Origin of the sequence: Prolixibacter bellariivorans ATCC BAA-1284 (assembly GCF_000621705.1) — a bacterium.
Lineage (GTDB): Bacteria > Bacteroidota > Bacteroidia > Bacteroidales > Prolixibacteraceae > Prolixibacter > Prolixibacter bellariivorans.
Genome location: NZ_JHXO01000005.1, coordinates 455,173 through 480,833 on the forward strand (window position 1 = coordinate 455,173; position 25,661 = coordinate 480,833).

Below are 25,661 nucleotides of genomic sequence, written 5' to 3' on the forward strand. Positions count from 1 at the left end.
TTATTTCATCACGTAAAACCAAAGCGAACAAAGGATACCGGTTGTCAGCAGGATGCCAAAATGGAGGCTCATTCTTCTTTTCACAGCTTTACTACTCAGCGAAAGGGCGTAAATCATTTTCAGGAGATTGTTGCTGTTGGTGGCATTCAGAATGGCCAGCGCTACCACAAATACATCGAGGGTGCTCTTTTGCTGCAGCAGGTTCATCAGGAACGGATCGATATCGGTGACCCCCACCACAAAGGCGAGGCTGGTGACGCCCGCATTGCCGTATGCTTGCGAAACATAGTGGGTAATCAGTCCGAACAACACGAACAACAGACCAAATACCAGGGCGGTCCGGAATTCGAGCGGATTCCGGTGGGTGCTTTCTACCTGTTTGCCGGTGAGCTCCTGTTTTTTGGCTTTCATCAGGGCTGTCCGCGACAGTACCATCGAAACCACAAACAACAGGAGAAAGGGAACAATCAGTCGCATTGCCACAGCTGTGTTGAACAGAAACGCCAACAAGAGAATGCGCAGGTACATCATGCCGTTGGCCATCATGATGGCCGAGACGGCTTCAGCACCTAAACTTTCGCTCTTCTCTTTCCGGGCCAGAATCACCGTGGTAGCGGTGGAACTGTAGAGTCCGCCCAAAATCCCGGTAACGGTAAGGCTGGAATGGGGAAAAACCAACTTCTTCAGCAGGTAACTGGCATACGAAATACCAGAGACGACCACAATGGCCAGCCAGACATGATACGGCGAAACGGGAATGGAATCGGATATGTTTTCGTGCGGGAGCAACGGAAGAATGATTCCCGCGAAAGCGATAAACTTAGCCAGCGTGATAAATTCGTCCTGCGACACTTTTTGCATGATGGTGACAAACTCATCCTTCATTTCGGTAATCACTAAAATGGCTACCACAAACGACAGCGTCAGCCAGATGGGCTGCGTCATGACGAGCAACGGAATGGAGTAGGTGAGCAGTGCCAGGATAGTGCTGGTCAGCCCGTATTTCTGCTGCGTCTTGATTTTTTGGTAATAGTGAATGCCGAGAAGCAATCCGAGAATGACAAAGCCGGTGAGAAAGGGAATGAACGACTTTTCGTTGATAACGATGAGCAGGTAACCGAGTAACCCGATGAAGGTAAAGGTCCGGTCGGTACCAAACAGTTCGGCGTTCTCTTTGGAGGAGTGGTGACGACGTTGCTCCAGTCCAATCAGTAGCGAGAAAACGAGCACCAGCAGGAAGTGGACAATTTCATCGGGGATGTTGGGAATAAAGTTCATCAGTTGTTTACATTATCCGTTTAGCATGAATAAAGATAGAATTTCGCATGCATTTGGCATAATTATTTTTTAGGTATCAAACAATCAGGCTTCCTGGAAATTCAGTGTTTCTTCAATGTTTTGTCCAGGAATGCTACCATATATTTTACGGTTTGGTCGAACCAGGGATGTACCTGCCAGAATGAATGTACACTGTTGGGGATGGTATGTACTTTGGTGTAAATATGGTACCTGTTTAAGACCGTGATGACACTGTCGCGACCGGCATGAAAACGGGGTTGCGCACTATTGATGAATAACATCGGGGGCGTATCCTTTCTGGCATAAGTCATGGGAGAAGCTTCCATCCATTTGGCCGGGGCCTCTTTTAGGGTGGCCCCAAACCACCAAGCTCCTGCTGAGCGTTTCCCGGGAACTTTATCCTTTGCACTTTCGGTCGGTGTCGTGAAATCAAGTATCCCATCCATATCGATAATGGCCTGTACCCTGGAAGAAACGTGATTATTACCTTCGTCTCCTTCAAATTTTTTCATTTCACCAGTCATACCGACCAATGCAGCCAGTTGGCCTCCTGCCGAACTTCCTGAAATGGCGATTTTGTTCGCATCAATACCATACTTTTGGGCATTGGCCCGCAAATAACGGATGGCCGCTTTGATGTCGTATACAGCAGCCGGATACAATGCTTCGGGAGATAACCGGTACTCGATTGCTGCGGTGACATAACCTTTGGCAGCGATTTGCTGAGCCATGGGGACCTGGGCTGCTTTACTTCCAGATCGCCAGCCACCGCCAAAGACTAAAATCAATGCGGGGTACTTTCCCGCTTTTTTCGGTCGAAACAAATCCAGATGCAAATCACGCTTGCCATACGGCGTGTTAAGTAATGTGGCGTAAACAATATTGTATTCGGCTTTTACTCCTTTGGGCAAAAGAGGTTTCACCGGCGTGACATTGGGATAATGCTTTTTTATTTTCACCCAGGCCGAATAAGGGGTGTACGATGTGTCACGCGGAATCGGCTTTAAAGCGTTGGTTTGTGCAGAGACGATTTCTGTTGCAAACAAAAGCAGTAGCAAAAGAAGGATGGTGTGTTTCATGGAATTGAGTTTGTAAGGAACAAATGTTGATAAACAAAGCCATTTTGACAAGCTCCGTTCCATTTTAATTGTTGTAGCTGGAAGGATGTTATTCCAGAAAAATGATGACATCCTTTTGTTAATCAGGTGCTAATATTGTAAGGGCTACAGAGGCATTCAAAAAAAGGGCCACCGCTGCAGCTGCAGGATGGCCCCGGGTAAAAACCCAACTGTATGAATGATTTGTTTGTTTTTATCGTTCCTTATCAGGAAAGATTAATATCCGTCGTTTTGTGAACTCTGTGGGTTAACAGAAATCTCCTGTTCCGGAATGGGCAACAGAACATTTTTGTCCTTGAAGCCGGCACCCGAAATACTCATGTAATCTTCTTTTCCGTTGGTAAAGGTTCCTTCCGGAATCATCTTACCCTGGTCGCCCAATACGGTTTTAGCATCACCCCAGCGAACCAGGTCCTGGAAGCGTACTCCTTCGAACGAAAGTTCCAGACGACGTTCATTCTTGATGTCAGCGAAAAGCTGGTCGCCTGATGAAGTGAGCGCAGGCAGATTAACCCTTGCCCGTACCTGGTTAATCAACGGAAGTGCTTTGGCATCATCGCCGGCACGATTGTATGCTTCGGCTGCCATCAGCAATACATCGGCATAACGCATCAACCGGATGTTGGTGGCGTAGTTCAGCTCTTTTACACTGGTTGCGTTGGTATTCGATTCATCGGCCCAGGAGCCGTACTTTAAGCGGATGTAACCTTCACAACCCCACGGATAGGAGTTGTTCTGGTCGGGGTTCCGCAGTTTTCCGCCTTTCGCGATTAACTGTTTTTCGCTTATCATGGCTGCATTCCGGCGTACGGTATCGTTCGCAGCGGTATACGCATTCCAAAGTGATTTCTGCGGATAAGCAAATCCCCATCCGGCTACCAGTCCGGTTGAACCACCGTCGAACCAACCATCACCACGCGGACCGCAAAGCTGCCAGTGGATGTTGCTTTCGGTGTTGCGGCCGTTATTACCCCACTGGAAGTTACCCCAGTCGTAGTTCTTCTCTGCTGAGTAGGAAATCTCGAACAATGACTCCTTTCCAAATTCCTGTCCTTTGCGGAGAACTTGCGAATAATCGGAAATCAATCCGTACTCACCTGAATCGATTACTTTTTGGAATTCAGCAGCTGCATCAGCATACTTTTTCTCATAAAGCAGCGATTTACCTAGCATAGCCTGAGCCATACCTTTCGAAACGCGTACTTTATCAGCGGCTGATTGCTGGCTTTTCAGCGGTAGATCCGGGATAGCCTCGTTGAGGTCTTTTTCAATCTGCGCCCAGATATCGGCTACTGCAGCACGTGGCTGGTTGTATTGATCTGGCGATGCTGCCGGTTCGGTTACCAACGGCACTTTACCCCACAAAGTTACCAGGTCGAAATAAAGCATGGCTCGTAGCGATTTAGCTTCGGCGATGGCCTGCTTTTTCGCGGGCGATTCGGGCTTGATGTTCGCAATCACCAGGTTGGCGCGGTAGATGCCCCAGTACGACATCTGGAACAACCAGGTAATAACCGGGTTGCTTGAGCTGTAACGAAACTCGTTGATTTCCTCATAGGGAGGCTGGTCACCGCGGTGTCCGCCACCGGTATAGATTTCATCAGACAACAGGGTCTTCAGCATCCACATACTGTCCCAGTCGTAGGCGTACATCGATTGAAGAATGTCGTAAACCCCCAGCACGGCGCCTTTCGCGTCGGCATCGGTTTTATAGAAGTTATCCACAGGGATAGATCCTTCGGGTGTGGTATCGAGAAATGATTGAGAACAGCCCGACAGGAAGAAAATGGCGGATAGTAGCGCCACCTTGAATTTATATTTTTTGATCTGCATGTTCATTGCGTTTTAGTTGATTAGAATGAAATGGATGTTCCGAACATCACTTTACGAGCGGTTGGATACGTTCCCCGGTCGATACCAATGTTGTTGTTATTGTTGTTGTTGGTACCAGCTTCCGGGTCCATCCCGATGTAATTGGTGAATGTGAAGAAATCATCGAGTGATATGTAGAACCGGGCAGATTTCATATGTAAGTTATTCATCAGTGATTTGGGAAGGTTGTATCCCAACTGAATCTGTTTGATTCGCATGAAAGCTCCGTTGAATACCAGGAGGTCACTGTTCCATGCTTTTGGATTCGTTCCTGCACGCGGCTCGGTTGCCGTGGTGTTGTCGGCTGTCCAGCGGTTCTTGAAGAAATATTCCGGACGGTTAATGGTCGGACGGTCGTTACGAATCCAGCCCATCATTACATCGTTACCGGAAGTTCCCTGGAAGTTCACATTGAAATCGAAGTTTTTGTATGATGCATCCAGACTTCCACCGTAGTAGAGGTTTGGAATAGCGCTTCCAATGTACTGTTTGTCGGCTTCCGTTACATTATTAGTCGGCTGACCACTTTTGTCGAGGAAGATGGGATCTCCGGTTTTCGGGTCGATACCTTTAGTTTTGTAACCATAGAAGAACCAGAGCGGCTCGCCTTTTTGAACCGCTGTGGCAGTCCATCCCGGACCCACCTGGGCACCGTAGAGACGGTCGAGTGTCGGGTTGAGGTAGGTTACTTCGTTCTTCAGTGTCGACATGTTCAGGTGAATACCGTAGTTGAAATCATGGATTTTATTGCGGTATCCCAATTCGAATTCAAAACCTTTATTCGTTACGTCGCCGGCGTTGATGGGCGATGCTGCGTTTCCGGCTTCCAGTGCAGGCGTATTCTGCGTGATGAGGTCGGTGGTTTTCTTGTTGTAGTAGTCCATGGTGAAAGTCAACCGATCGCGGAAAGCACGAAGGTCAAGACCCACATCCGTCTGAACACTGGTCTCCCAGCGGAGGTTCGGGTTTTCGAGCTGTGACGGTTCGAATATTGTTCCGAATGAACCATCGGCCATTGGGTAGGTCAGAGCGTATCCGTTACTCGTCGATGAGATGAGTGAAGCATAGCTGTAGTTCCCCAGGTTGGAGAGGCTACCGTTCTGGCCCCAGCTGGCACGAAGCTTAGCATTGGTGATGAATGATTTCGGGAAGAAATCTTCGTTCGAGATAACCCATCCACCGGAAACGGCAGGGAAGATTCCCCAACGGCCGCTTTTGGGCAGTTGTGACAGGCCGGCACCATCGCGACGCAGACTACCTTCGAGCAGGTATTTGTCTTTGTAGTTGTATGACAAACGGCTGAAGTAACTCTCTTTGCGGTTGTCGTCTATGCGGCCATTGACCTGGTCGTTTTTCTGCGACGAAATGAAGTCGAGTTGTGCATACGCCGGGTTTTCCATAATCATCGGACCACCCTGTGCATTGGTAATGCGGTGTGTGGCTTTCTCGGCTGATATACCCAGCAGTAACGTCAGGTCATGCTCGCCGAACTTGTGGTTATATGAAGCAAAGTTTTCGAACATCCAGTCTTTCCAAAGATCATTGTTATCAATCACCTTGGTTGCGCTGTTATTCCGCTCTGCGGTATAGTAATAGGTCGGATTCCAGGTGTGATAATTCTGGTAGGTAAGGTTCAGGTTGAACCGTGAGGTGATGGTCAATCCCTTTAGCGGCGTCAGCACGGCATACACATTTCCCTGCAGTTGATCCTGTTGTGTACTGCCTTTGGTGATGGCCTGCGTAACGAATGGATTGACGATTTCTCCGAAGACGTATTTGGAAATGCCATAGTAATTTCCGTCCGGCGCTTTCAGAATCGGATTTCCGTTGTTAATGAAAGTCTGAACATGTGCGGGTACATCGCCGGTATATTCTACAGGAGTCGCCGGGTCAATCATCAGGGCGCTACCAATGACACCTCCAAATTCACCACCTGATTCGTTGATGGCGGCACGTTGGCTGTTGGAGTAGGCGAATGTATTTCCGACTTTCATCCAGGGCAGAATCTGATGATCGGAGTTCAATCGAACAGTGTAGCGTTTGTATTTGTCCTGCGGACCTACCACAATACCATCCTGATTGAGGTATGACATCGACAGCATGTAGGTGGAACCATCTTTACCTCCGGAGAAGGAGATGTGATGTTTCTGCATGGGAGCTGTTTCGAAAATGGCACCCAGCCAGTCGGTGTTGTAGGTCTGGTCGACATTTGAAATTAATCCCGCTTCGTTCATGAAGGTGCTGTACTGCGAGGTATTCATCAGTTTAGGGGTGTGTCCTACGCTCTGCAATCCATATTGGAAATCGTAAGTAATGGTGGGTTTCCCTGATTTACCTTTTTTCGTGGTGATGATGACAACACCGTTACCACCCTCGGCTCCGTAAATGGCTGTGGATGCGGCATCTTTCAATACCTCCATGGAACTGATATCATCCGGATCGAGGTTAGAAATATCGGTGGTTTTGATACCATCGACAATGTAGATCGGATTGGAGTTGTTGTTCGATGAATATCCGCGAATCCTCACTTTGATAGGGGCTCCCGGAGCTCCGGATGCGTTAATAACCTGCACACCGGAAGTTTTTCCCTGAAGTGCCTGCTGTGCCTGCGAAACCGAAGTGTTGCCGATGTCAGACGAATTAACGCTGGCAATGGCGCCGGTTACAACGCTTTTCTTTTGTACACCGTATCCTACAGCGACAACCTCGCCCAGACCGATGGTTTCTTCCTCCATCTTCACATTGATGGCGCTTTGACCCGTGTAGGCAATCTCTTTATTCTTCATTCCTACAAAGGAGTAAAGCAGGGTCGTATTGGCCGGAACATCAGCCAGGTGATAAACGCCGTTGGCATCGGTGATGGTTCCGTGTGTGGTTCCTTTAATCACAACGGTTACACCCGGAAGCGGGCCTCCACTGCCGTCGGTTACCTTTCCGGTTACGGTATGCCCCTGCGGCTGTGCTTTGCCAGTGGCATCTCCCGAAGCGCGGGAAAGTACGATGTGATCATCGTTGATGCTGTAGCTAACCGGTGTGCCTGCGAATAAGGCGTCGAGCACATCCTGCAGGCTGGTTTCCTGTTCATCCAGACTAACTCTGCGGTTGACATCAATCAATTCGCTGCTGTAGATAAAGGAATAACCGGTTTGCTTCTCGATGTTTTTCAGGACATTCCTGACGGTCATGTTGTTTACGCTCAGCGATAAGCTGGCGTTTTGCGCGGTTGTTTTGTTCGCAAATGAGCTGAATGTGGCCAGTAAGACCATGAGTAGCGTCACTCTCATCTTGACAAAGATTTTAGCTCCCCACATTTCCTTTATGGAAGGAGGTGCTTGTTTAAAGACTTTTTTCATAGATTTGAAACACTTTTGATTAAACTATATTTACGGATATGGTTTTTCGGCCGGTGAGGTTCTGCCCAATCTCACCGGCCTTTTTCATTTACAGTTTTGCATAGATTTTAATTTGTTTTCGTGAATATGTTTGATCTGCCCGCTGTTTTTCCGCCGTAACCTCATAGCGAATGGGCAGGGCTTTTTTCAACAGGTTCAGAGTTTGCATCAATTGTTCCTTTTGGAATGTGGCCGTAATCGGCATATCTTTCAGGATTGCGTCTGCCAGGATGATATCGACATTGTACCACCGGCTTAGCTTCTTAATGGCGATTTCTAGTTTTTCGTCCACAAAAATCAGTTTTCCCTCGCGCCATGCAGCATATTGCATCGGGTTAACCTGATTGATGGTAAAGGTTTTATTTTCGAGGTTCAGGCGAGCCTGTTGGCCCGGCATAATATCTACTTTCTTGTTAATGTGTTCCGAAGTGAGGGAAATATGCCCCCGGGTTAACGTTGCTTCAAAGTATTTGTCTTGTGAGTAGGCATTCAGGTTGAACTCGGTTCCGGTGACGGTGGTGGTCATGAGCGGATTCTCGACAATGAACGGCCGTTTGGAGTTGTGTGTTACTTTAAAATAGGCTTCTCCGTCGACAAAAACCCGGCGTTCTTTTCGGGCAAATTTTTCCGGATAACGCAGCCGGGTCCCGTCGTTAAGCCAAACCTGTGTGCCATCGGCCAGCTCCACTTTGGTAATGCAGCCGGGTTTGGTGAATATTTCCCGGTAGGTGAGTTCCTGGGTACGTGTAGACTGGTAGTGACGAACGGACCACCATCCGGTTAAAACCAGTAGCGGAACAACAAGTATTGCCGCCACCTTTCGGAATCCGTCGATAAAGCGCTTGGTACGTGATGTTGACCGGTTAATCTTTTCCGGGCTGTCTTCATCAAGCAACTCTATGCGGCGGTGAATGGAATGCAGCATGGAATCGAAATCGGGAGCCGGCCCTTTTATGGCTAGCCGGTTCTCCTCCCAAATTTCGGCCAGGTAGCTACGCACCAACATCTCGTTCTCCGGAAGGGCCATCCATGTGACTACTTCCCGGGCGGCGTGCTTGTCCAGTTTTCCACTTAAATATTGTAAGAGCAAGTTTTTATTCATCAACAGCAAATCGTTTTACACAGATAATACGTGGGGAACCCTCTCAACCCCTATTGGTGTGTTTTATAACACATTTTTGGAGTGGGGGTGTCCCGTTTTCACTTTCTGAGTAAAGGCTTAGCTGTTATGGTCGTTTGTTTGGCTTTCGGCGGTTTACCGAACAAAAAGGAAGAAAAAGAGCATGCCCAGGATGCCGTATTTCGATAGTTTTTCCCGGAATGTGCGCAAGGCTGCGGTCATCTGGTTTTCCACTGTTTTTACAGAAATATCTAGCTGTTCAGCAATTTCTTTGTTCGATAATCCCTTTTCCCTGCTTAGCAGGAATATCTCTTTTCGTTTTTCCGGTAGTTTCTCCAGAATGTCATGATAAATTTTATCGATACTGAAGAACTCGATTTCCAGTTCGGCATTGTCATCATTTACCGGTAACTCCTGATTGCTATCGGATTGAATGGATGCCAACAGGTTTTGTTTTCTGATTAGAGTAATGACATCCCGGTAGGCAATGGTGAATAGGTATGATTTGAACGAGAATTTTTCTTCGATGGTGTTACGCCTTTCCCAAATCTTGACGAAAACATTCTGCACAATCTCTTCGGCATCCGCCGGATTTTTCAGGATGCTGGTAATAAAAGCATACAATCCTTCGGCATACCTTCCGTAAAGTGTGTCGAATGCTTTGTGATTCCCTTTTTTCAGGCTGGATATTAGTTTCAGGTCTGTGGTTTCGTTCATTGTTTCAGTTAAGGCAACCTATCATTTTTTTGTCAGCTTACCATTCTTTTCCCGTTTCGAATGGTAAAAGTGAGAAAAAAAAATCACATCTTCAATCGGGATCATGAGGAGTAAAGTGCAGGTAAGTCCCTTTCGGGAATACAGAAAATTAAGGTGTAATCCAGTGCTTATGATTTGGTCCGGGCAAATGCTTGCTCGCTCTTCCTGATTTTGCGGTCTTCGCGATATTTTCCTGGCGTAATGTCGGTTTCTTTTTGAAAGGCACGGATGAAGGAGTTTAGCGAACCAAATCCCGACAGGTCACCAATATGATCCAGTGTATAGCCGTCAAATGATTCAGATTCGAGCATCCGGCGTGCTTCTTCGACACGATAATGATTGACGTAGCTGCAGAAATTCATTCCGTAATGCTTATTTATGATGCCTGAAATATATGTTCGGTTACTGTTGAGTATTTTCGAGACCTCCCATATTTTCAGGTCTTTGTTTAAGTAGGCTTTTTGCGAAGTGAAATACGCTTCCAGTTTGACAACCACATCGTTTGATTCATTCTCTGTCGCATCTCCTTCAGGGTACATCTCATCGAGTTTGACAATCTGTTTCACGATCTGGTCCTGGCGGTTGCCCAGGTAACCGATGATAAACAGAAGTACGGAGAAAGTGAACGACGGGATGAGCAGTTTCAGGCTGTTGTCAAGAAAGGTACTTCGCCCCATGACATTGAAAATAAAACCTGCCACCGAGGTGAGCAAAAGAAAAATATACATTAGTTGTGCCCAGTTCAGACTCAGTTCTTCCGGATTGGAATAGTATTGCGCAATATTTTCCTTGTGCTTCCGGATGAGCCGGATATTCAGTCCCAGATAAGCAAAAACCTGGATTCCAAAAACGAGGCGGCTCAGTATGAAAAGCATTTGATAGGCATCAATCCACGGATTGTCGGAAAGATAGAAGTTGTGCGAACCATGCTCCAGCTGATGAAGGTAGGTCAGACGGTTTATTGGCCCCATAAAAATGATGAGCAACAAACTAGTTATGGCAATAATTAGAGCCGGAATATAATGAAGGAAATCGGAGAGTGTTAGTTTTACCTGTACGGTCAATAGTCTGATATAATGGTAGTACAAAGGAAAAACCGATAGACTGGTGAGCGTATATATCCATTCGTACCAGGTAAAAATCCGGAACTCGCGTGTAAAGTAGAAAGCATGTCCCAGGTAAAGCAAAAAAGCCACCGTCATGAATACCCCAAGCATGAACTTGGCGCGGTTCATCCGGTATGTTCCCATAACGAGAACAATGGCCCAAAAAAGGGTCGCGTACAGTGGATTGAGCACAGCCAGGTAACGTATCATAAGGTTGGTACAGTAAAACAATTAATTCTTGAAAGCTACAAAATGCGATCAACTACCAAGGGGGGAGGAAAAATGTACCAATTGAAAATTGGTTTTTACCTTCTGCAAGGTACAAATAATCTTTTTGTCATACTTTCATTCGCATTAAGGTAAATGAATACAGTGTTTTTTTTGGGTGTTTTTTTGGAGTAGATACACCTGTTTCTCTCTCCTGTCGTTTGTGTCTGTCACAGCTGCAGGTGGCAACTTGGTTCACATTACACATTTTGAGTTTTGTGCTTAGGTTACATTTCAGGTGAAAGGCAAATGTTTGTGCCATCTGCACATAAAGGGTGTTCCGGTCGGGGCACCCTTTTTTCATTTTTGGATGCAATGCAATTCGTCACTAAGATGAAATTTAATGGTTTTAGGGCTTAAATAGAGACAGCATATATTCATTTTAGAACTTCAATCCGGTATCCAGCGTTTTCTCTACCGGTTTGGCCAGCATTCGTTTGGGAATGACCTTCAAAGCCTCCTCCAGCAGAAATCCGATGAGGCGGTCGCTCTTCGAAATGCGGGTGGTTGCCAGACTAATTTCACGTACCGGTGGTGTTCTGTCTATTTCTTTGATCATCAATTCTTTTTCCGGGCTCACCGAAAGGGTGGCCAGCTCCGGAATGAAAGTAATTCCGCCACTGTTTTCCACTACGCGGCAAAGCGATTCGATGGAATTCGACAGGTAAACGATGTTCTGGTATTCGCCCGGTTCCTTCGCGTACATGCATACCGAATCGACCTGGTTCTGGAAGCAGTTTCCCTCCTGTAGATACCACATCTCCTTTAAATCAACCTTGTCCAGATCGATACTTTCGGAGGCGTACAGTTCGTGTTGTTCCGACACATACAGATAGAATCTTTCATAGAAGAGTGGGCGGAAGACCATTCCCGCTGCCGAAACCGGAGTCGAAATGAAGCCGGCATCCAGCTGTCCGTTTTTGAGTTGGCCGATTATCTCCTCGGTCTTTAATTCCTTGACGGTTAACCGGATGTTAGGGTAGACTTGTGCGAATTGGTCCATGAACATAGCGAACCAGTATGGTGCCAATGTTGAGATGACACCCACCCGCAATTCTCCTTCAGGCTTTTTCTCCAGCTCGAAAGGCAAATCCTTCAGATTATCGGCCAATTGCAGGAGTTCACGGGCCTTTTCAGCAAACAGTTCCCCTTCGGCCGTTAGTGCTACCCGGTTGGGAGAGCGCTTGAACAGCTTCATCCCCAGCTCTTCTTCCAGCTTGCTGACTTGCAGGCTCAGTGCCGGTTGGGAAATGTGAAGCCGTTTGGCTGCTAGAGAGAATGAATCATGCTGGCTCAATTCGAGTACATACGACAATTGTAATAAGGTCATGGTATAATCTTTTGCTTATGTATCTATAAATATTTATAAAAATAGAAAATATCATCTTTGTAGTAACAAAACAGAATAACAAACAATTTAAATATCGAATCATGGAAACAAAAAGAACAAACAACAACAGTGTAGTGAATCAACTGAACAATGTATTGGCCGACTTACAGGTCGTTTATCAAAATATGCGGGCGATGCATTGGCTGGTGAAAGGCCCCGATTTTTATCAGTTACACAAGATGTACGAAGGTTTTTATACCGAACTGTCCGATGTGGTAGATGATGTGGCTGAGCGGATTCTGACACTGGGTGGTGTGCCGTACCATCAGTTCAGCGAATACCTCGACCAGACCAGCGTAGAGCCGGTAGCTGAAGTTCCTCGCGGCAAGGAAACGTTGAAAATCACCGTGGAGAATTTTGAGCACCTGCTGGGCGAGTATCGTGAGGTACTGGAAGCTGCGTCGAATAATGGTGACGAGGGAACGGTGGCGCTGATCAGTGAATTAATTGCCTCTACGGAGAAAAAGCTGTGGATGCTGAATACTACATTATCCTAAAGTCAGAACGTTCGAATAAAAAGCAAACTATCGGAAAAGCATGGGAAGTAGTATCGATGACCCGGAATGAAAAGCGTGGTGAAGAAATAAGTTCTGTTCCCATATTCTGATAGTATTAACCCTGAGGGTATCTGCATTGGCAGGTACCCTTTTTTTATGTTGTATCAGAATTTTCTACGGTTTCGGAGGAAAGCTTTCCAACGTGTGATACGTGATAAAGCGTGTTTCGCCGCTTTGCCCATTCACGTTGAAGGTTTGGGTTTGATTTCCAGGAGCGAGGTGCAACGTGAGGTTGTTGGAGCCGGTTTTCAGCGGAATGCGAATATAGCCTACCTCATAAGGCAAGGTTTGCCAGTTGCGGGTATCGGCTTTTTCGGTAACGGCATTTGCCAGACTTACCAGCATGCCCAGTGCATCGTTTTTTTTGGTGGCTACCGCTTCAACGCTCTTTTTTGCAGCCAAGCGGAGAATGGCTTTTCCCATTTCGCGCAGTAACCGGTCGTGCAACGTTTTGTGTGTAATGGCGTCGATGTCTTCGGCAATTTCCAACGGATAACTTTTTCCCGATGCTGTCGTCAGGGTTGCTTCGTTGTATACCGGTTGCCTGTCGGAGTAGCGGGGCATGGCCACCCGGATGAAGCGCAAATCATTGAGTCCCGATTTCTCATTCGACGACAACCCCCCCAGATAGACAGGGAAAGAGAGTCCGTACTCGTCGTTCACGAAAGTTCCCCAGCCTCCTTCGCCTTTCACCAAGGCAAAATTCACCGACCATTCGCTCTTTACCGGGCCAAGACCGTTGAGCCAGAAGAATACTGCCGAGGAACCAATGGTATCGGTCGGTTGGTACTGGAAACCGAACTCTGCTTCGTACTTATGCTGTTCCTGCCCAAAACCGGTGAGAGCAGCGGTGCGCACCAGGTCGTGCTTCAACTGTTCGGGTGCCGTGAGGCCAAATTCTTTGGCGTAACTGTTTTGGTACACGTTATAAGCATTCCGGTAGGAGATGAAAGCGTTGTTGTAATCCTTCAGGGCATCATATATAAGACCGGTGAGCAGTTGAGCAAAAGCATCGTCCTGATACCGGTTTTTGTGGTCGGGATACTTGTCGTTGATGGCGTACAGTTGCAGATTGATGCGGCGGCACTCTACCAGTGCATCGTCGTACTGCTTCAGGTCGATGTAGTTGAGGGCCTGGTAAAAATGGATAAGCACCTTTTCAAAATCTTCGGCACGGTACGGAGTGGCCATCGGATTGGAAATCAGCGCCAGCGCTTCGGCACCGTAATTGGTGCTGTAATCTTCAATCATATGGTCGGCTTCACCAAACAGTTTGATGCTCTCGCGGTAGTCACCTAACATACGCGTAGTTACTCCCCGGTTGAGGAGATAGAGTAACCGGTCTTTGGGCTTCACTTTACTCTTGGCCTGAACAATAATCTTCTCAGCATTGTCGATATTGCCGCTTTCGAAAGCTTGGTAAAAAGCCTGATTTTTTTGGTAATAGGTGGCACATCCGGTGAAAAAAAACAACGGAAGAATACATAATCCGATGAGGACAACAATTTTCTTCATGCCGGGAAAAGATTTGGCCGGGTTGCAGAAAAAGGAAGCACAGCCCCATTCTTTCCGGTGAACGAAACAGGGCTGTGGTATTTTTTATTAGGGAATTAGTTGCGGATGGCTTTCTTGATTTTCTTTTCGCCCATCCAAACTACCTCATTGGTTTCGAGGTTGGTGAGCTCCTCGTTTACCTGGTAGTAAACCACCTTATTTCGTTTGTACGCATCAACGATGGAGCTGATGTCGCCCTGCATGATGAAATCGGCACCCAGTTCGCGGCCCCACTTGGCTGCGGTAGACGGGGCGGCGTAGGTATTTTGATCCTGACGTTCGGCACGGAGTTCCTCGCGTTTTTCACCAGCCTGTACGAGGCGTACCTGTCCACTATTGATGAACGACCGTTCGACGTCCTTTATATAGGTGTCGGTGTCGATGTGTTCGGTTGATTTGTTGTACACCAATCCAACCACTACTACGGGTTTGCGCCCGTGAGACTGTTCAAAATCGTGTAGCCAACGTTGGTTGAGCACTTGCTCGGTAAGGGCTTCGGCCGTGAGGCGCGAGTCGGTATCGTTCCAGCGGCCGCTTAGGTCGATGGCCTGGTCGGTGGCAACGCGGGTTACTTGTCGTGAACAGGAGCCCAAAACAAGGGCAAAAGTTATCAGTGCGATTAGTCGAATTTGGTTTTTCATGATGATGTCTTTTGGTTACAATCTATTTTCCGTTTTCTCTTTTACAAAACATATGCCGTAAGTTAAGGCGATTGTTCGAAAAATGCATTAAATGAGTCGTTTCAATCGACAAAAAATTATGGCATATTTTGTGAAAAGGCGTTAACCATTTTCATCATGGAGCTGCCCTTAAAAAACAGGTTATTTCTTTTTAATTAATTGATCGAAAATGAAAGAATATTTATCGGCTGTCGCGTCAATGTCATCCCGTAGTGTTACGGAACCGTAATGACCTGCTTTATTTTCCACTCGTAACAGAATCGGATGCTTTTGTGCCGGGCGGTTCTGTAGCGCAGCAGCAAATTTATAGGATTGGAATGGTGGCACGCGGTCGTCGTTATCGGACGTCATAATGAGCATGGCCGGGTAATCCACGTCGGGTTGAATGTTCTGCAGCGGGGAATAGCTAAGCATATTAACAAACTCAGTGGAGTCGGTGACTGTCCCAAATTCGTATGTGTTGACATTTCCCACCGTGAATTTTTCCAGTCTTAATATATCGAATACTCCTACTTGCGGCACTACAGCCCGGAATAGTTCCGGACGCTGAATGGCCGCGGCCGCTACCAGCATTCCACCGTGCGATGCCCCGGTAATGGCCAGTTTAGTTGGATTCGTATATTGCTGGCTGATGAGCCAGGTGGCCCCGTCGATGAAATCGTTGATGCAGGTTTGTTTGTGCAAATTTTGTCCGGCCAGGACCCAGTCACTACCCAAATCGCCACCGCCACGTACCGCCGCATAGGCGAAAATGCCACCCTTCTTCAGGAACAAAATAATCCCCGGATCGAAATGAGGAGTGGACAGCACGCCAAAACCTCCGTATCCTTCCAGTAACATGGGATTATTTCCATTCTTTTCCATGCCTTTCATATACACCAGAAAGATGGGAACCTGAGTACTGTCGCGAGCGGTATAAAAAGCCCTTTTTACCACAATATCTTCGTAGTCAAAGGATACTTCTGTTTTCTCAACCGGCTTGTTTTCGTAGTTATACAGATTCAACGAGAAAAGTACTCTTGGCAAAGTGAACCCTGACAGATAATATAGGAGTTCTTCACCATCCGCGCTTTCGCTGAATCCGGAAACATCGGTTCCGAGCATCAATTCTTTTGAATGAAGCAATTTCCCTTCATAACTGTAAACGGATAGGATAGGTTGAAACGGGCTTTGGTGAGCTACTACTAATTTTTCATCTGTGAGGATGACGTCTGTAAGAACGGCATTCGGAAATTCAGGAACCAACGTCTTCCATTGATATGGATTTTTGGGGTCAATTTCGACCACTATACCATTTTGTGAATTATGCCATGTTTTTGCAATGAACTTACCATTGCATGCTCCAACGATATTGATATCGTCCGGAAATTTCATCAACAGTGGTTTGAGTATGGGATTGGGATCATTAAAATCGATGTAAAAAATATTGCAGGTTCCCGTCGCAGGAACTTCTTCCTTCAGAACGAAAAAACGTTCGTTTTTGGTGGTATTAAAATCGAATTGTCGTGTCGGATCGTTACGTTTGAAAACCAGTTGATCTTCGTCCTGCGACGTTCCCACTTTATGGTAAAATACTTCCTGATTCAATGTCTTTTCAAGCCTTTTTTCATTTGGGTAACGACTGTAATAAAAACCATTGCCTCGCCAGGCCAGGGGCGAGAACTTGAGGTTAACCAAATGATCTTTCAGGTGATGTCCAGATTCGAGTGAGACAATGTTGGCTTCTGCCCAGTCACTTCCGTTGCGAACGTACTCATACGCCAACAGCTTCGAACTTTTGTTCGGGCGATAGTATCTGAGCGTTATTTTGTCGTGAGACGAAATGTAGTTAGGATCGACTAAGAGGTTCCAGTCTGCTTTGAGATTATCTTTGAAAACCAGTGCCGCAACACCAAGGTTGTTGTAATAGCCATATCCGAAGTAGTACTTGCCTATCTTCCTGACAATTTTGTATTTGGCATAGCTGTACTGATCGATTTTGGTTTTAGTCGAGAACTGATAGCCGGTTTTCTTCAGGTATTTTTTCGAAAGTTCTTTTTCCGCTTCCAGCCATTCTTTTAGCTCGGGAGTTTGCAAATTCTCCATCCATCGATAGGGATCAGGAACGATATAATGGTGATAAAATGTATCCACTGTAGCACTTTTCTTTGCGGGTGGATAGATTAGCGGTTGAGCTGTTAATGTAAAAGGTAAAAGCAAAAGGATGGTCATCAATTTTTTCATTGGTCGTCTTTAATTGCATCGGTGTTCCTGTTCGGAATCTCTGTAAAGCAGAGTTCTCGGTTAATCTTTAAAGCGGTACATCGATAGGTCAGTGTAATGATTACTGTGAAAATACAGATTTTGTTAAGTAAATCAATATCCTTTTTCCCTGCGATGATTTTTATCCATGTTTTCCGATCGGAATAAATTTGACAGATGCCGGCTGACTTTTTTATCTTTGCGCGAAAACACTCATGGCCTACCGGAATATCCTTTTCGACCTTGATGGTACACTGACCGACCCGAAAGAGGGAATCTTTAACTCTATTCGTTACGCTTTGCGCGAAATGAATATCGAGACGCCAGAAGAAGAGCAACTGCTTTCTTTTATCGGTCCGCCGCTTTTCGATTCATTCAAACATCATTTTTCCCTTACGGATGACGCGGCCGAGGAAGCGGTGGAGCTCTACCGTGTTTATTTTCCTGAAAAAGGGATGTACGAAAACCATTTGTATGACGGAATTCCGGAGCTGCTGACGCAATTGAAAACCGCCGGGAAAAAGATTTACCTGGCGACCAGTAAACCGAAAGTGTATGCTACTGAGATTCTTCGTCATTTTGGTCTGTTGCCCTTTTTCGATGGAATTTCCGGTCCTGAACTGGACGGTACCCGCAACTACAAGGCGGAAGTGATTGAATTTCTTATCCAGGTGTATGGCATAGTTCCGGATGAATCATTAATGATTGGTGACCGGCTGCACGATATGAAAGGAGCGGGCGTTCACAACATAAAAGCTGTTGGCGTTACCTACGGATACGGTTCAGCTGAAGAGCTCCATGAAAACGGTGCATGGAAACTGGTTGGCTCGGTTGAGGAGTTGGGAGAGTTTTTGAAGGAGAACTAAATAACCCGCATTCTCCATTATCAATTCAGTTTTACCATTCAATAGGTGTTTTTCCGTGTTGTTCCAGGTACGCATTGGTTTTACTGAAATGCCGGCAACCGAAAAAGCCGCGGTCAGCGGAGAAGGGTGATGGGTGCGGTGCTTTTAGCACGAGGTGCTTATTGGTGTCGATGAATTCGCCTTTGCGCTGGGCGTAGGCTCCCCACAGCAAGAAAACCAGGTGTTCCTTTTCTTCGGCTAGTTTACGAACGACTGCATCGGTAAAAGTTTCCCAGCCTTTGTTCTGGTGCGAACCAGCCTGACGGGCACGAACAGTTAGTGTAGCGTTAAGCAGAAATACTCCCTGATGTGCCCAGCGTTCAAGATTACCGCTTCTGGGCATAGGAATATTCAAATCGTTGTCCAATTCTTTAAAGATGTTTTGAAGCGAAGGGGGAAAAGCTACGCCATCCTGAACGGAAAAACAAAGTCCATGTGCTTGTCCGGGACCGTGATAGGGATCCTGGCCGAGTACCACCACCTTTACATCATCGAACGAGCAGGTATCGAACGCATTGAACATCCATTTACCTGGAGGATATACCTTGTGACGGGCGTATTCGTCTTTTACAAACTGTACCAACGTTTCAAAATAGGGTTGATCAAATTCTTCGTTTAAAACTTTCTTCCAGCTTTCTTCTATTTTGACATCCATAGAACGAGATAATAGACGTTAGATATTAGACTTGAGATTTCAGACCTGCTTTTTTCATTTTTTTCGCCTTTGTCTTTGTCTGAGCCTACTCTTTTAACTTTATTTTTTATTTCTCATTGTTCACTGTCTTCACGGTTCCACGGGATAGCTGAATTCCTCATTTTTCGGTCGGGGAAGAATTTTGGACAGTAGTAAATATCCGACAACTCCAGCTACCAGTGAACCTCCCAATACACCCAATTTCGCAGCGTTCAACATCGAAAGGTCGAAATAGGCCAGGTTAGAGATGAAGAGCGACATAGTAAATCCCAATCCTCCCAGAATAGCAACCCCGAACATGTGCGACCATTTGATATTTTGTGGTAATTCGGCTAACCCTAGCTTCACTCCACCCCATGAAAGGAGCGTGATACCCAACGCTTTTCCCACAAATAGGGCAAGGGCCACGCTTAGACTTAAATATCCGTACGGGCCCATGTTGCCGCCATCGAGCACTACACCGGCATTTCCGAGAGCAAATGCTGGCATGATGAAGTAATTCACCATTTTGTGCATCATGTGTTCGATGCGCTGGGCCGGGCTCTGGACCAGTTTGATTTGGCGTTTCAGATTATCGAGTTTATGTATTTCCTGGTCAGGAAGGGTATATGAGGTGGCGCAATCGTCGCACATGTTGAATTTTTCGACATGCTCGTTGAATTCGTTGGTCATCAGGTTGCGCCGGACCGGAACGGTAAAGGCGACCAACACTCCTGCGATGGTTGCGTGTATGCCTGACTTCAGGAAGAAATACCAGACAATGGTTCCAATGACCACATAAACCCAGGGCTTGCGAACTTTCATCCAGTTGATGATGAGCAGGAGCGAAATAAGAGCGAACGCCTGCATCAGGTATTCCAGTTGAAGGTTCGAGGAATAGAAGATGGCAATCACCATAATGGCACCCAGGTCGTCGACTATGGCCAGTGCCACCAAAAATATTTTCAGCGAAAGCGGAACCCGTTTTCCCAGCAAACTAAGGATACCTAATGAAAATGCAATATCGGTGGCCATGGGGATTCCCCATCCCTGTGCGCCGTCTTTCCCGATGGTAAGTGCCGAAAACAGTAGGGCGGGTAAAACCATTCCTCCCAAAGCTCCCAACGCCGGAAGTGCCGCTTTCCGCATGCTCGATAGTTCACCGGCAATGACTTCCCGTTTGATTTCCAATCCGACAACAAAAAAGAAAATGGCCATCAACCCGTCGTTTACCCAGTGCAACAGGTGCATTCCCACTTCAAAACTACCCACTTTCAGAGCGATTTCGGTATGCCACAAATGTTCGTATGATGCATGAAAGGCCGAGTTGGCCCAGAGGAGAGCTGCAATCGTACAGACGATGAGTAAAATACCTCCCGAGGCATCGTTCTCGAGAAATTGGTGAAATCTTCGGCGGGATGCCTGGATAACTCTTTTGGAAACCATTTCCTGCATAAGGTGAATTTGTCGTCAGGTTAAGAAAATCGTTTGACCAAGCGGCCTGAAAAATAATCCTGCTAAGGTAAAAAATTCCCGTTGTCGGGGAAAATTTCCAGTCAGACTGCTTGATACAAGATAACAAAAAATTGCCGGTGAAGTTTGATGTGGAAGCAACGATGTTGATTGGGAAAGAGATCAACTGGGTTTCATCAATGCCTTGGTTGGGAATATACCGAAATACTCCGGTTTTTCCAGAGGTTCAACACTTGGTTGATGTTTTAAGAGAAAAAAGAATATAAGAAGCCGAACTAATGCAAAATGTTCAAACATACACAATTCAGTAAGACCTATTTTGAGTATTGTGTTTATGACAAGATCTTCTGAGTAAAGATGCACAACTATTAAATCTTTTTAAAAAATTTTAACAATGACTTGACTTAAATGTAAATTTATCTTTAATTAGTATCTGCAAATATTGGAAACGCTATAAATGATTCTAATAGGTAAAGAGGAAAGTCGAAGGTTGACTGTGAACGGTATTAAGCGCTATCGTCAGCGCATGCAGATACTGAGTTTGTTGTATGAACACCGTTCGCTGTCGGCGTCAGATCTGAGTAAGGAGGTTCGTATTAGCCTGCCTACGACTAAAACGCTGCTTGATGAGTTAATCGCCTTAAAAGCGGTTGAAACCAGCGGTATTGGAGAGTCGCGGGGGGGAAGAAAACCGGCTCTTTACAGTTTGGTTGCTGAAGCTTTTTATATTGTTGCCGTCGATATGGGACGCTATAAAGCGAAAGCGACGATATTTAATTGCCACAACGAAGAAGTAACCCCTATTCGTTTTATTGAAACCAATATTGACGATCCGAAACTGGTGGATAAGCTTCACGAAGCGGCGAATGAACTGGTTCGCGAATCTGGTATCCCCGAAGAAAAGATCGTGGCTGTTGGTGTCGATATGCCCGGATTGATTGATTCAGTGGAAGGAATCAATTATACCATTAAAAATGCTTCTTTACAGAATGTAAAAAGGCGTTTCGGTGCCAAGTTTCAAAAGACCGTTTACATCGATAACGATGCCAGGATGCAGGCTTTTGGTGAATTTGTTTTCGGTAAAGCGCAGAATACCGTGAATTCGGTTGTGCTGAACTGGAGCTGGGGACTTGGCGTTGGGATGATATTAAACGGCCAGCTTTACAGCGGTTCACGTGGGTTTGCCGGCGAGTTCAGTCATATTAGGCTGGAAGATGAAGGCGAATTGTGTATCTGTGGTAAGCGGGGTTGTATCGAAACCATGGCATCAGCCAACAAACTGCTCAACCTGGCAAAAAGTGGCGTTAAGAACGGCACGATTTCGCAATTAACCCGGATTTTCAAGAACAATCCGGATGAGATGCAGACGGAAGATGTAATTAATGCCGCACGCGGCGGTGACGAATTCGCCATCTCTATCTTAAATCAAGTAGGCAGTGCTTTAGGAAAAGGACTTTCCATTCTGATTCAATTGCTTAACCCGGAATTGATAGTCCTGAGTGGTCCTATTTCACAAGCCAATCAATACATTATGACACCTATCCAACAGTCCTTAAACCAGTATTGCCTGGAAAATATCTGCAGTAATGTACGTCTCGAAATTTCGGAGATCGATGAGCACTCGGGTTTGCTCGGAATAGCTGCCATGCTTTTTCAAAAGGTTTTTGGTGACGCAATGGATGAAATTAGATAAGTAGATTTATTTAGGGAGGCGTTACCAGTTTGGTTTGTTTGCATTAGTTCACAGCTTGGTCTTTATCTATAATGTGAATAGTGGAGAATTAAATACAGTTTATGCCTGACAGTTTTTCATATATTTCTTAGTGCAGCTTTGCATATTTTGAATGGCTGTTAGGTAAATGATTAATGACAGATATCATATTCCTCGTTTTGGTAAGTCATTTAAGGATGCAAATGGTTGGCATTGATAGGAGAGTGGCATCGTAGTGTGTAAGACAGGAATGCCTAAATGTAATGTCCTGTAGAATCTTCCTATATCGTATTTGCAAGACATTGAATGGATCAAAACGGACAAATTCAATATGGTTAAAACATTTGGGAAATGAGACCAAGAGCCCCTATACTTATTTGGAGTAAAAATCAAGCTGGATAATATTTACATTTCTTTCATACGTCGCAATAATATTTTACAAATTCTGTTTTTATTGTAGAATTTATAAAAGTCTTATGAAGAAAATTTTTTTGGCTTTGGTGGTGTGGCTTGCACTTATCAGTAGTGCATATCCCCAGCACACGGTTACAGGAACAGTTGTTTCCGAGTCCGACGGTCAGCCTATTCCCGGGGTATCTATCGTTGAGAAAGGAGTAAACAATGGTACCGTTACGGATACCAATGGCAATTACTCCATTGCTGTTCAATCGGGAAATGCTGTTCTTGTATATTCATTTGTGTGGATGGAAAATAAAGAGGTCCCTGTAGATGGTCGTTCGAAAATTAATATCTCGATGATAACCAAAGGGGTAGATGTCGATGACGTTGTGACTACAGCCCTGGGGATTCCCCGTGAAAAGAAATCACTGGGATATGCTGTTGCTGGGGTCGGTAGCAATTATTTTTCCATTATAAAAGAAACCAATCCAGTCAACTCATTGGCAGGTCGGATTGCCGGAGTGAGTATCACCCCTGGCTCATTTGGGCCAGGCAGTAATTCCTGTGTGATTATTCGAGGGCGTAGTTCACTGACAGGTAGTAATGAACCGCTCTATGTTGTCGATGGTATACCCATGGATCAGAGTAGTGTATTTTCTCTGGTGGATTACGGTTCTGGTATGGCTGACATTAATCCGGATGATATCGCGTCAATATCAGTATTGAAGGGACCAAATGCTGCAGCACTTTACGGTTCGCGGGCTGCCAACGGGGTCATTATGATTACAACTAAGCAAGGTTCGGCTCGGAAAGGTATTGGTGTGACTTTCTCATCGAATACCACTTTTGAAAATCCGATGTTGCTTCCTGATTATCAGAATGAATATGGTCAGGGAACACATGGGGTGATTCCTTCGACTGTTGATTTATTGAAACAGAGCGGAGGTTCATGGGGACCCAAAATGGATGGTTCCAGCCAGCTGTATTATACCGGTGAAAATCATCCTTACAGTCCACAACCGGATAATGTTAAAGATTTTTTTGATACGGGTTCAACTTTTATTAACACATTGGCCCTGACTGGTGGACGTGAAAAAGTCAAGATGCGCTTTTCATTTACTAATACTAGTAAAAATCTGACCATTCCTAATTCCCGGGTTGATAAGAATTATTTTAACCTAAGAAGTTCTGCAAGACTAACAAACAAATTGACTATTGATGCGCGAGCTACCTATTTGGAACAATATGATAAAAACTTTCAGGGATCAGGACCAGAAGGATTGATGTCCTCCTTATTCAATATCCCAAGAAATGTTGATATCAATGATTATAAAAATTATCAGGAGCCTACAACGTTTAGCTCGGTAGGAGCTACTACTCAAAATTCAAATCCATATTGGACGACTTTTCATGATCGTTATGATGCTAGGAAGGATCGTTTCTTAGGATTTGTCAAAGTACGGTATGATATAGCTAGTTGGTTGTCTGCTTATGCCCGTATCGGTACTGATGCAACAAATATGAATATTGAAACGGTCAACCAGTATGGAAATTGGAATTATCCAACGGGAAAATTTAATTATCTTGAAAGTCAAATACAGGAGACGAATGCAGACTTTCTCTTTCTGGCGAAGAAGGGATTGACTCCAAGGATTAGCCTGAGTGCAGCTATAGGTGGAAATGCTATGCAACAGAGTTTTCGAGGGCACGAAATCAGTGGTGAGGACTTCCTTGTCCCGGAAGCTGCTCCTTTCTTGAGTGCATCTGTTTTGCATCCAGGTTTCTATCCTCTGGAGAAAAAGAAAATCAATTCACTATACGGAACCGCTAGTCTTTCATTTAATTATTGGTTATATCTTGATGTTTCAGCACGTAATGACTGGTCATCGACTCTTCCGGAAAACGGCTGGTCCTATCTATATCCGGCGATTAGTACCTCCATATTGCTAAATAACTTATTGGAGTTGAAAAATTCTATCATGAATTACTCAAAAGTTCGGTTAAGTTGGGCGAAAACCGGTAATGCTACACCTCCTTTTCAGTTATATAATACTTATGGGGCTTCAGGGATTAGTGGATCTTATTTAGGTGAGATAACCATGTCGCGCGATTCTATCAAGATGAATCCCAGCCTGAAGCCGGAACAGGTTAGTTCTCTGGAGGTGGGTTGTGAACTTCATTTTTTTGATAATCGTTTGTATACAGATGTGTCATATTATGATATGAAGTCGAAGAATTTGTCTCTGGATGTACCCGTATCTCCATCCACTGGTTATAAATTAATGAGAGAGAATACGGGAGAAATTAGGAATCGAGGGGTTGAGGTGACGCTGGGAGCAGTCCCGGTTCGTAATAGGAAATTGACCTGGGATATTGCGATGAATTTTGCCATGAATAAAAACAAGGTGAGTCAACTCGCTCCGGGTGTCGATCGTTATGTTTTTTCAGAGGCCGATAATGGTGATGTTATCGTAGCAGCTACTGTTGGCGGTGGGATAGGAGATATATATGGAACTACAATGTCGAGGACAGATGACGGTCGGCTTATTGTGAATGCAGATGGTTTGCCGCAGGTAAGCAACAAAAAAATATACTTGGGAAGTTATCAGCCCAAATGGACAGGAGGTGTATCAAATACTTTTACTTATAGAAACTTCCGATTAGATTTGTTGATTGATGGGTGTTACGGTGGCAAAGTATATTCTGGTTTGGATGCCCAAATGGATGCAGCAGGTACTAGCAAACGCACCTTGCAATATCGTGACGGAGGCGTGGTAGTTGATGGAGTTGTTAATACCGGAACAGTTGAAAACCCAATCTGGGAAACTAATAGCCTGCCTATTTCTGCTCAGCAATATTGGGGAACAGTAAGTGGAATTGCATCAGAATATGTATATGATAGGACCAATATTCGTTTACGCGAATTTTCGTTGATTTGGAATGTTCCTGTTAATATGTTAAATAACTCATTGGTCAAAGGAGCTTCGCTTGGGTTAATTGGGCGAAATCTTTTCTTCCTTTATAAAAAGATAGATAACTTTGATCCGGAATCAATTTATACTTCGTCATCTTGTTCGCAAGGTGTTGTTTTCTATCCATTACCAACAACCCGTAGTCTGGGGGTTTACCTAAATCTGAAGTTTTAATT

General features: G+C 45.4%; 17 protein-coding genes. 4 read left to right on the forward strand and 13 right to left on the reverse strand.

Annotated elements, in window-relative coordinates; all coding sequences use genetic code 11:
- The 8 genes from T426_RS0105090 to T426_RS0105130 all read right to left on the reverse strand — a co-directional run bounded on the left by T426_RS0105090 (position 1) and on the right by T426_RS0105130 (position 12,260).
- On the reverse strand, positions 1–1,278 hold the full coding sequence (locus tag T426_RS0105090) for an MgtC/SapB family protein (RefSeq protein WP_025864551.1): 1,278 nt from the start codon (positions 1,276–1,278) through the stop codon (positions 1–3).
- Positions 1,279–1,379: 101 nt separating this feature from the next.
- Entirely contained in the window at positions 1,380–2,378 is a 999-nt protein-coding gene (locus T426_RS0105095) for an alpha/beta hydrolase (RefSeq protein WP_025864552.1), read from the reverse strand.
- Positions 2,379–2,633: 255 nt separating this feature from the next.
- Entirely contained in the window at positions 2,634–4,250 is a 1,617-nt protein-coding gene (locus T426_RS0105100) for a RagB/SusD family nutrient uptake outer membrane protein (RefSeq protein WP_051568941.1), read from the reverse strand.
- 20 nt (positions 4,251–4,270) lie between these two features.
- Positions 4,271–7,642 carry a TonB-dependent receptor gene (locus T426_RS0105105; RefSeq protein WP_051538851.1) on the reverse strand — a complete coding sequence of 1,124 codons (3,372 nt, stop codon included), beginning with the start codon at positions 7,640–7,642 and terminating at the stop codon, positions 4,271–4,273.
- Positions 7,643–7,730: 88 nt separating this feature from the next.
- Positions 7,731–8,783 carry a FecR family protein gene (locus T426_RS0105110; protein WP_025864554.1) on the reverse strand — a complete coding sequence of 351 codons (1,053 nt, stop codon included), beginning with the start codon at positions 8,781–8,783 and terminating at the stop codon, positions 7,731–7,733.
- 153 nt (positions 8,784–8,936) lie between these two features.
- Positions 8,937–9,518 (reverse strand): RNA polymerase sigma factor, encoded by a 582-nt coding sequence (locus T426_RS0105115; RefSeq protein ID WP_025864555.1) that lies wholly within the window; start codon positions 9,516–9,518, stop codon positions 8,937–8,939.
- Between the two features lie 167 nt (positions 9,519–9,685).
- The gene (locus T426_RS0105125; RefSeq protein ID WP_025864556.1) at positions 9,686–10,873 is read right to left on the reverse strand and encodes a helix-turn-helix domain-containing protein; all 1,188 of its coding nucleotides are present in this window, start codon (positions 10,871–10,873) and stop codon (positions 9,686–9,688) included.
- A gap of 439 nt (positions 10,874–11,312) precedes the next feature.
- Positions 11,313–12,260, reverse strand: a complete 948-nt coding sequence (locus T426_RS0105130) for a LysR family transcriptional regulator (protein ID WP_025864557.1) — start codon at positions 12,258–12,260, stop codon at positions 11,313–11,315.
- Positions 12,261–12,361: 101 nt separating this feature from the next.
- Here T426_RS0105130 and T426_RS0105135 point away from each other — a divergent pair, with 101 nt between their 5' ends.
- Entirely contained in the window at positions 12,362–12,817 is a 456-nt protein-coding gene (locus T426_RS0105135) for a Dps family protein (RefSeq protein ID WP_025864558.1), read from the forward strand.
- 174 nt (positions 12,818–12,991) lie between these two features.
- On the opposite strand, the gene T426_RS0105140 is transcribed toward T426_RS0105135, so the two are convergent.
- The 3 genes from T426_RS0105140 to T426_RS0105150 form a co-directional block, all read right to left on the reverse strand.
- Complete coding sequence (locus tag T426_RS0105140) at positions 12,992–14,392, reverse strand: COG3014 family protein (RefSeq protein ID WP_025864559.1); 1,401 nt, start codon at positions 14,390–14,392, stop codon at positions 12,992–12,994.
- A 95-nt stretch (positions 14,393–14,487) separates the two neighbouring features.
- Positions 14,488–15,072: a penicillin-binding protein activator LpoB gene (locus T426_RS0105145; RefSeq protein WP_025864560.1), complete on the reverse strand. Its 585-nt coding sequence runs from the start codon at positions 15,070–15,072 to the stop codon at positions 14,488–14,490.
- A 180-nt stretch (positions 15,073–15,252) separates the two neighbouring features.
- The gene (locus T426_RS0105150; protein ID WP_027585371.1) at positions 15,253–17,334 is read right to left on the reverse strand and encodes a prolyl oligopeptidase family serine peptidase; all 2,082 of its coding nucleotides are present in this window, start codon (positions 17,332–17,334) and stop codon (positions 15,253–15,255) included.
- A 233-nt stretch (positions 17,335–17,567) separates the two neighbouring features.
- On the opposite strand from T426_RS0105150, the gene T426_RS0105155 reads away from it, so the two are divergent.
- Positions 17,568–18,218 (forward strand): HAD family hydrolase, encoded by a 651-nt coding sequence (locus T426_RS0105155; RefSeq protein ID WP_025864562.1) that lies wholly within the window; start codon positions 17,568–17,570, stop codon positions 18,216–18,218.
- Positions 18,219–18,249: 31 nt separating this feature from the next.
- Here T426_RS0105155 and ung read toward each other — a convergent pair whose 3' ends face one another.
- Together ung and nhaA are read right to left on the reverse strand one after the other, a co-directional pair.
- Positions 18,250–18,912: a uracil-DNA glycosylase gene (gene ung / locus T426_RS0105160; RefSeq protein ID WP_025864563.1), complete on the reverse strand. Its 663-nt coding sequence runs from the start codon at positions 18,910–18,912 to the stop codon at positions 18,250–18,252.
- 129 nt (positions 18,913–19,041) lie between these two features.
- A complete protein-coding gene (nhaA, locus tag T426_RS22805) occupies positions 19,042–20,385 on the reverse strand; it encodes a Na+/H+ antiporter NhaA (RefSeq protein WP_025864564.1) in 1,344 nt (447 codons plus the stop codon).
- Between the two features lie 475 nt (positions 20,386–20,860).
- Here nhaA and T426_RS0105175 point away from each other — a divergent pair, with 475 nt between their 5' ends.
- On the forward strand, positions 20,861–22,096 hold the full coding sequence (locus T426_RS0105175; RefSeq protein WP_025864565.1) for an ROK family transcriptional regulator: 1,236 nt from the start codon (positions 20,861–20,863) through the stop codon (positions 22,094–22,096).
- A 494-nt stretch (positions 22,097–22,590) separates the two neighbouring features.
- On the forward strand, positions 22,591–25,659 hold the full coding sequence (locus T426_RS0105180) for a SusC/RagA family TonB-linked outer membrane protein (protein ID WP_027585372.1): 3,069 nt from the start codon (positions 22,591–22,593) through the stop codon (positions 25,657–25,659).
- Positions 25,660–25,661: the final 2 nt, after the last annotated feature.

Excerpts from the sequence above, each read along its gene's own strand:
- T426_RS0105090 (WP_025864551.1), bottom strand. The coding sequence starts at position 1,278 with ATGAACTTTATTCCCAACATCCCCGATGAAATTGTCCACTTCCTGCTG.
- T426_RS0105095 (WP_025864552.1), bottom strand. The coding sequence starts at position 2,378 with ATGAAACACACCATCCTTCTTTTGCTACTGCTTTTGTTTGCAACAGAA.
- T426_RS0105100 (WP_051568941.1), bottom strand. The coding sequence starts at position 4,250 with ATGCAGATCAAAAAATATAAATTCAAGGTGGCGCTACTATCCGCCATT.
- T426_RS0105105 (WP_051538851.1), bottom strand. The coding sequence starts at position 7,642 with ATGAAAAAAGTCTTTAAACAAGCACCTCCTTCCATAAAGGAAATGTGG.
- T426_RS0105110 (WP_025864554.1), bottom strand. The coding sequence starts at position 8,783 with ATGAATAAAAACTTGCTCTTACAATATTTAAGTGGAAAACTGGACAAG.
- T426_RS0105115 (WP_025864555.1), bottom strand. The coding sequence starts at position 9,518 with ATGAACGAAACCACAGACCTGAAACTAATATCCAGCCTGAAAAAAGGG.
- T426_RS0105125 (WP_025864556.1), bottom strand. The coding sequence starts at position 10,873 with ATGATACGTTACCTGGCTGTGCTCAATCCACTGTACGCGACCCTTTTT.
- T426_RS0105130 (WP_025864557.1), bottom strand. The coding sequence starts at position 12,260 with ATGACCTTATTACAATTGTCGTATGTACTCGAATTGAGCCAGCATGAT.
- T426_RS0105135 (WP_025864558.1), top strand. The coding sequence starts at position 12,362 with ATGGAAACAAAAAGAACAAACAACAACAGTGTAGTGAATCAACTGAAC.
- T426_RS0105140 (WP_025864559.1), bottom strand. The coding sequence starts at position 14,392 with ATGAAGAAAATTGTTGTCCTCATCGGATTATGTATTCTTCCGTTGTTT.
- T426_RS0105145 (WP_025864560.1), bottom strand. The coding sequence starts at position 15,072 with ATGAAAAACCAAATTCGACTAATCGCACTGATAACTTTTGCCCTTGTT.
- T426_RS0105150 (WP_027585371.1), bottom strand. The coding sequence starts at position 17,334 with ATGAAAAAATTGATGACCATCCTTTTGCTTTTACCTTTTACATTAACA.
- T426_RS0105155 (WP_025864562.1), top strand. The coding sequence starts at position 17,568 with ATGGCCTACCGGAATATCCTTTTCGACCTTGATGGTACACTGACCGAC.
- ung (WP_025864563.1), bottom strand. The coding sequence starts at position 18,912 with ATGGATGTCAAAATAGAAGAAAGCTGGAAGAAAGTTTTAAACGAAGAA.
- nhaA (WP_025864564.1), bottom strand. The coding sequence starts at position 20,385 with ATGCAGGAAATGGTTTCCAAAAGAGTTATCCAGGCATCCCGCCGAAGA.
- T426_RS0105175 (WP_025864565.1), top strand. The coding sequence starts at position 20,861 with ATGATTCTAATAGGTAAAGAGGAAAGTCGAAGGTTGACTGTGAACGGT.
- T426_RS0105180 (WP_027585372.1), top strand. The coding sequence starts at position 22,591 with ATGAAGAAAATTTTTTTGGCTTTGGTGGTGTGGCTTGCACTTATCAGT.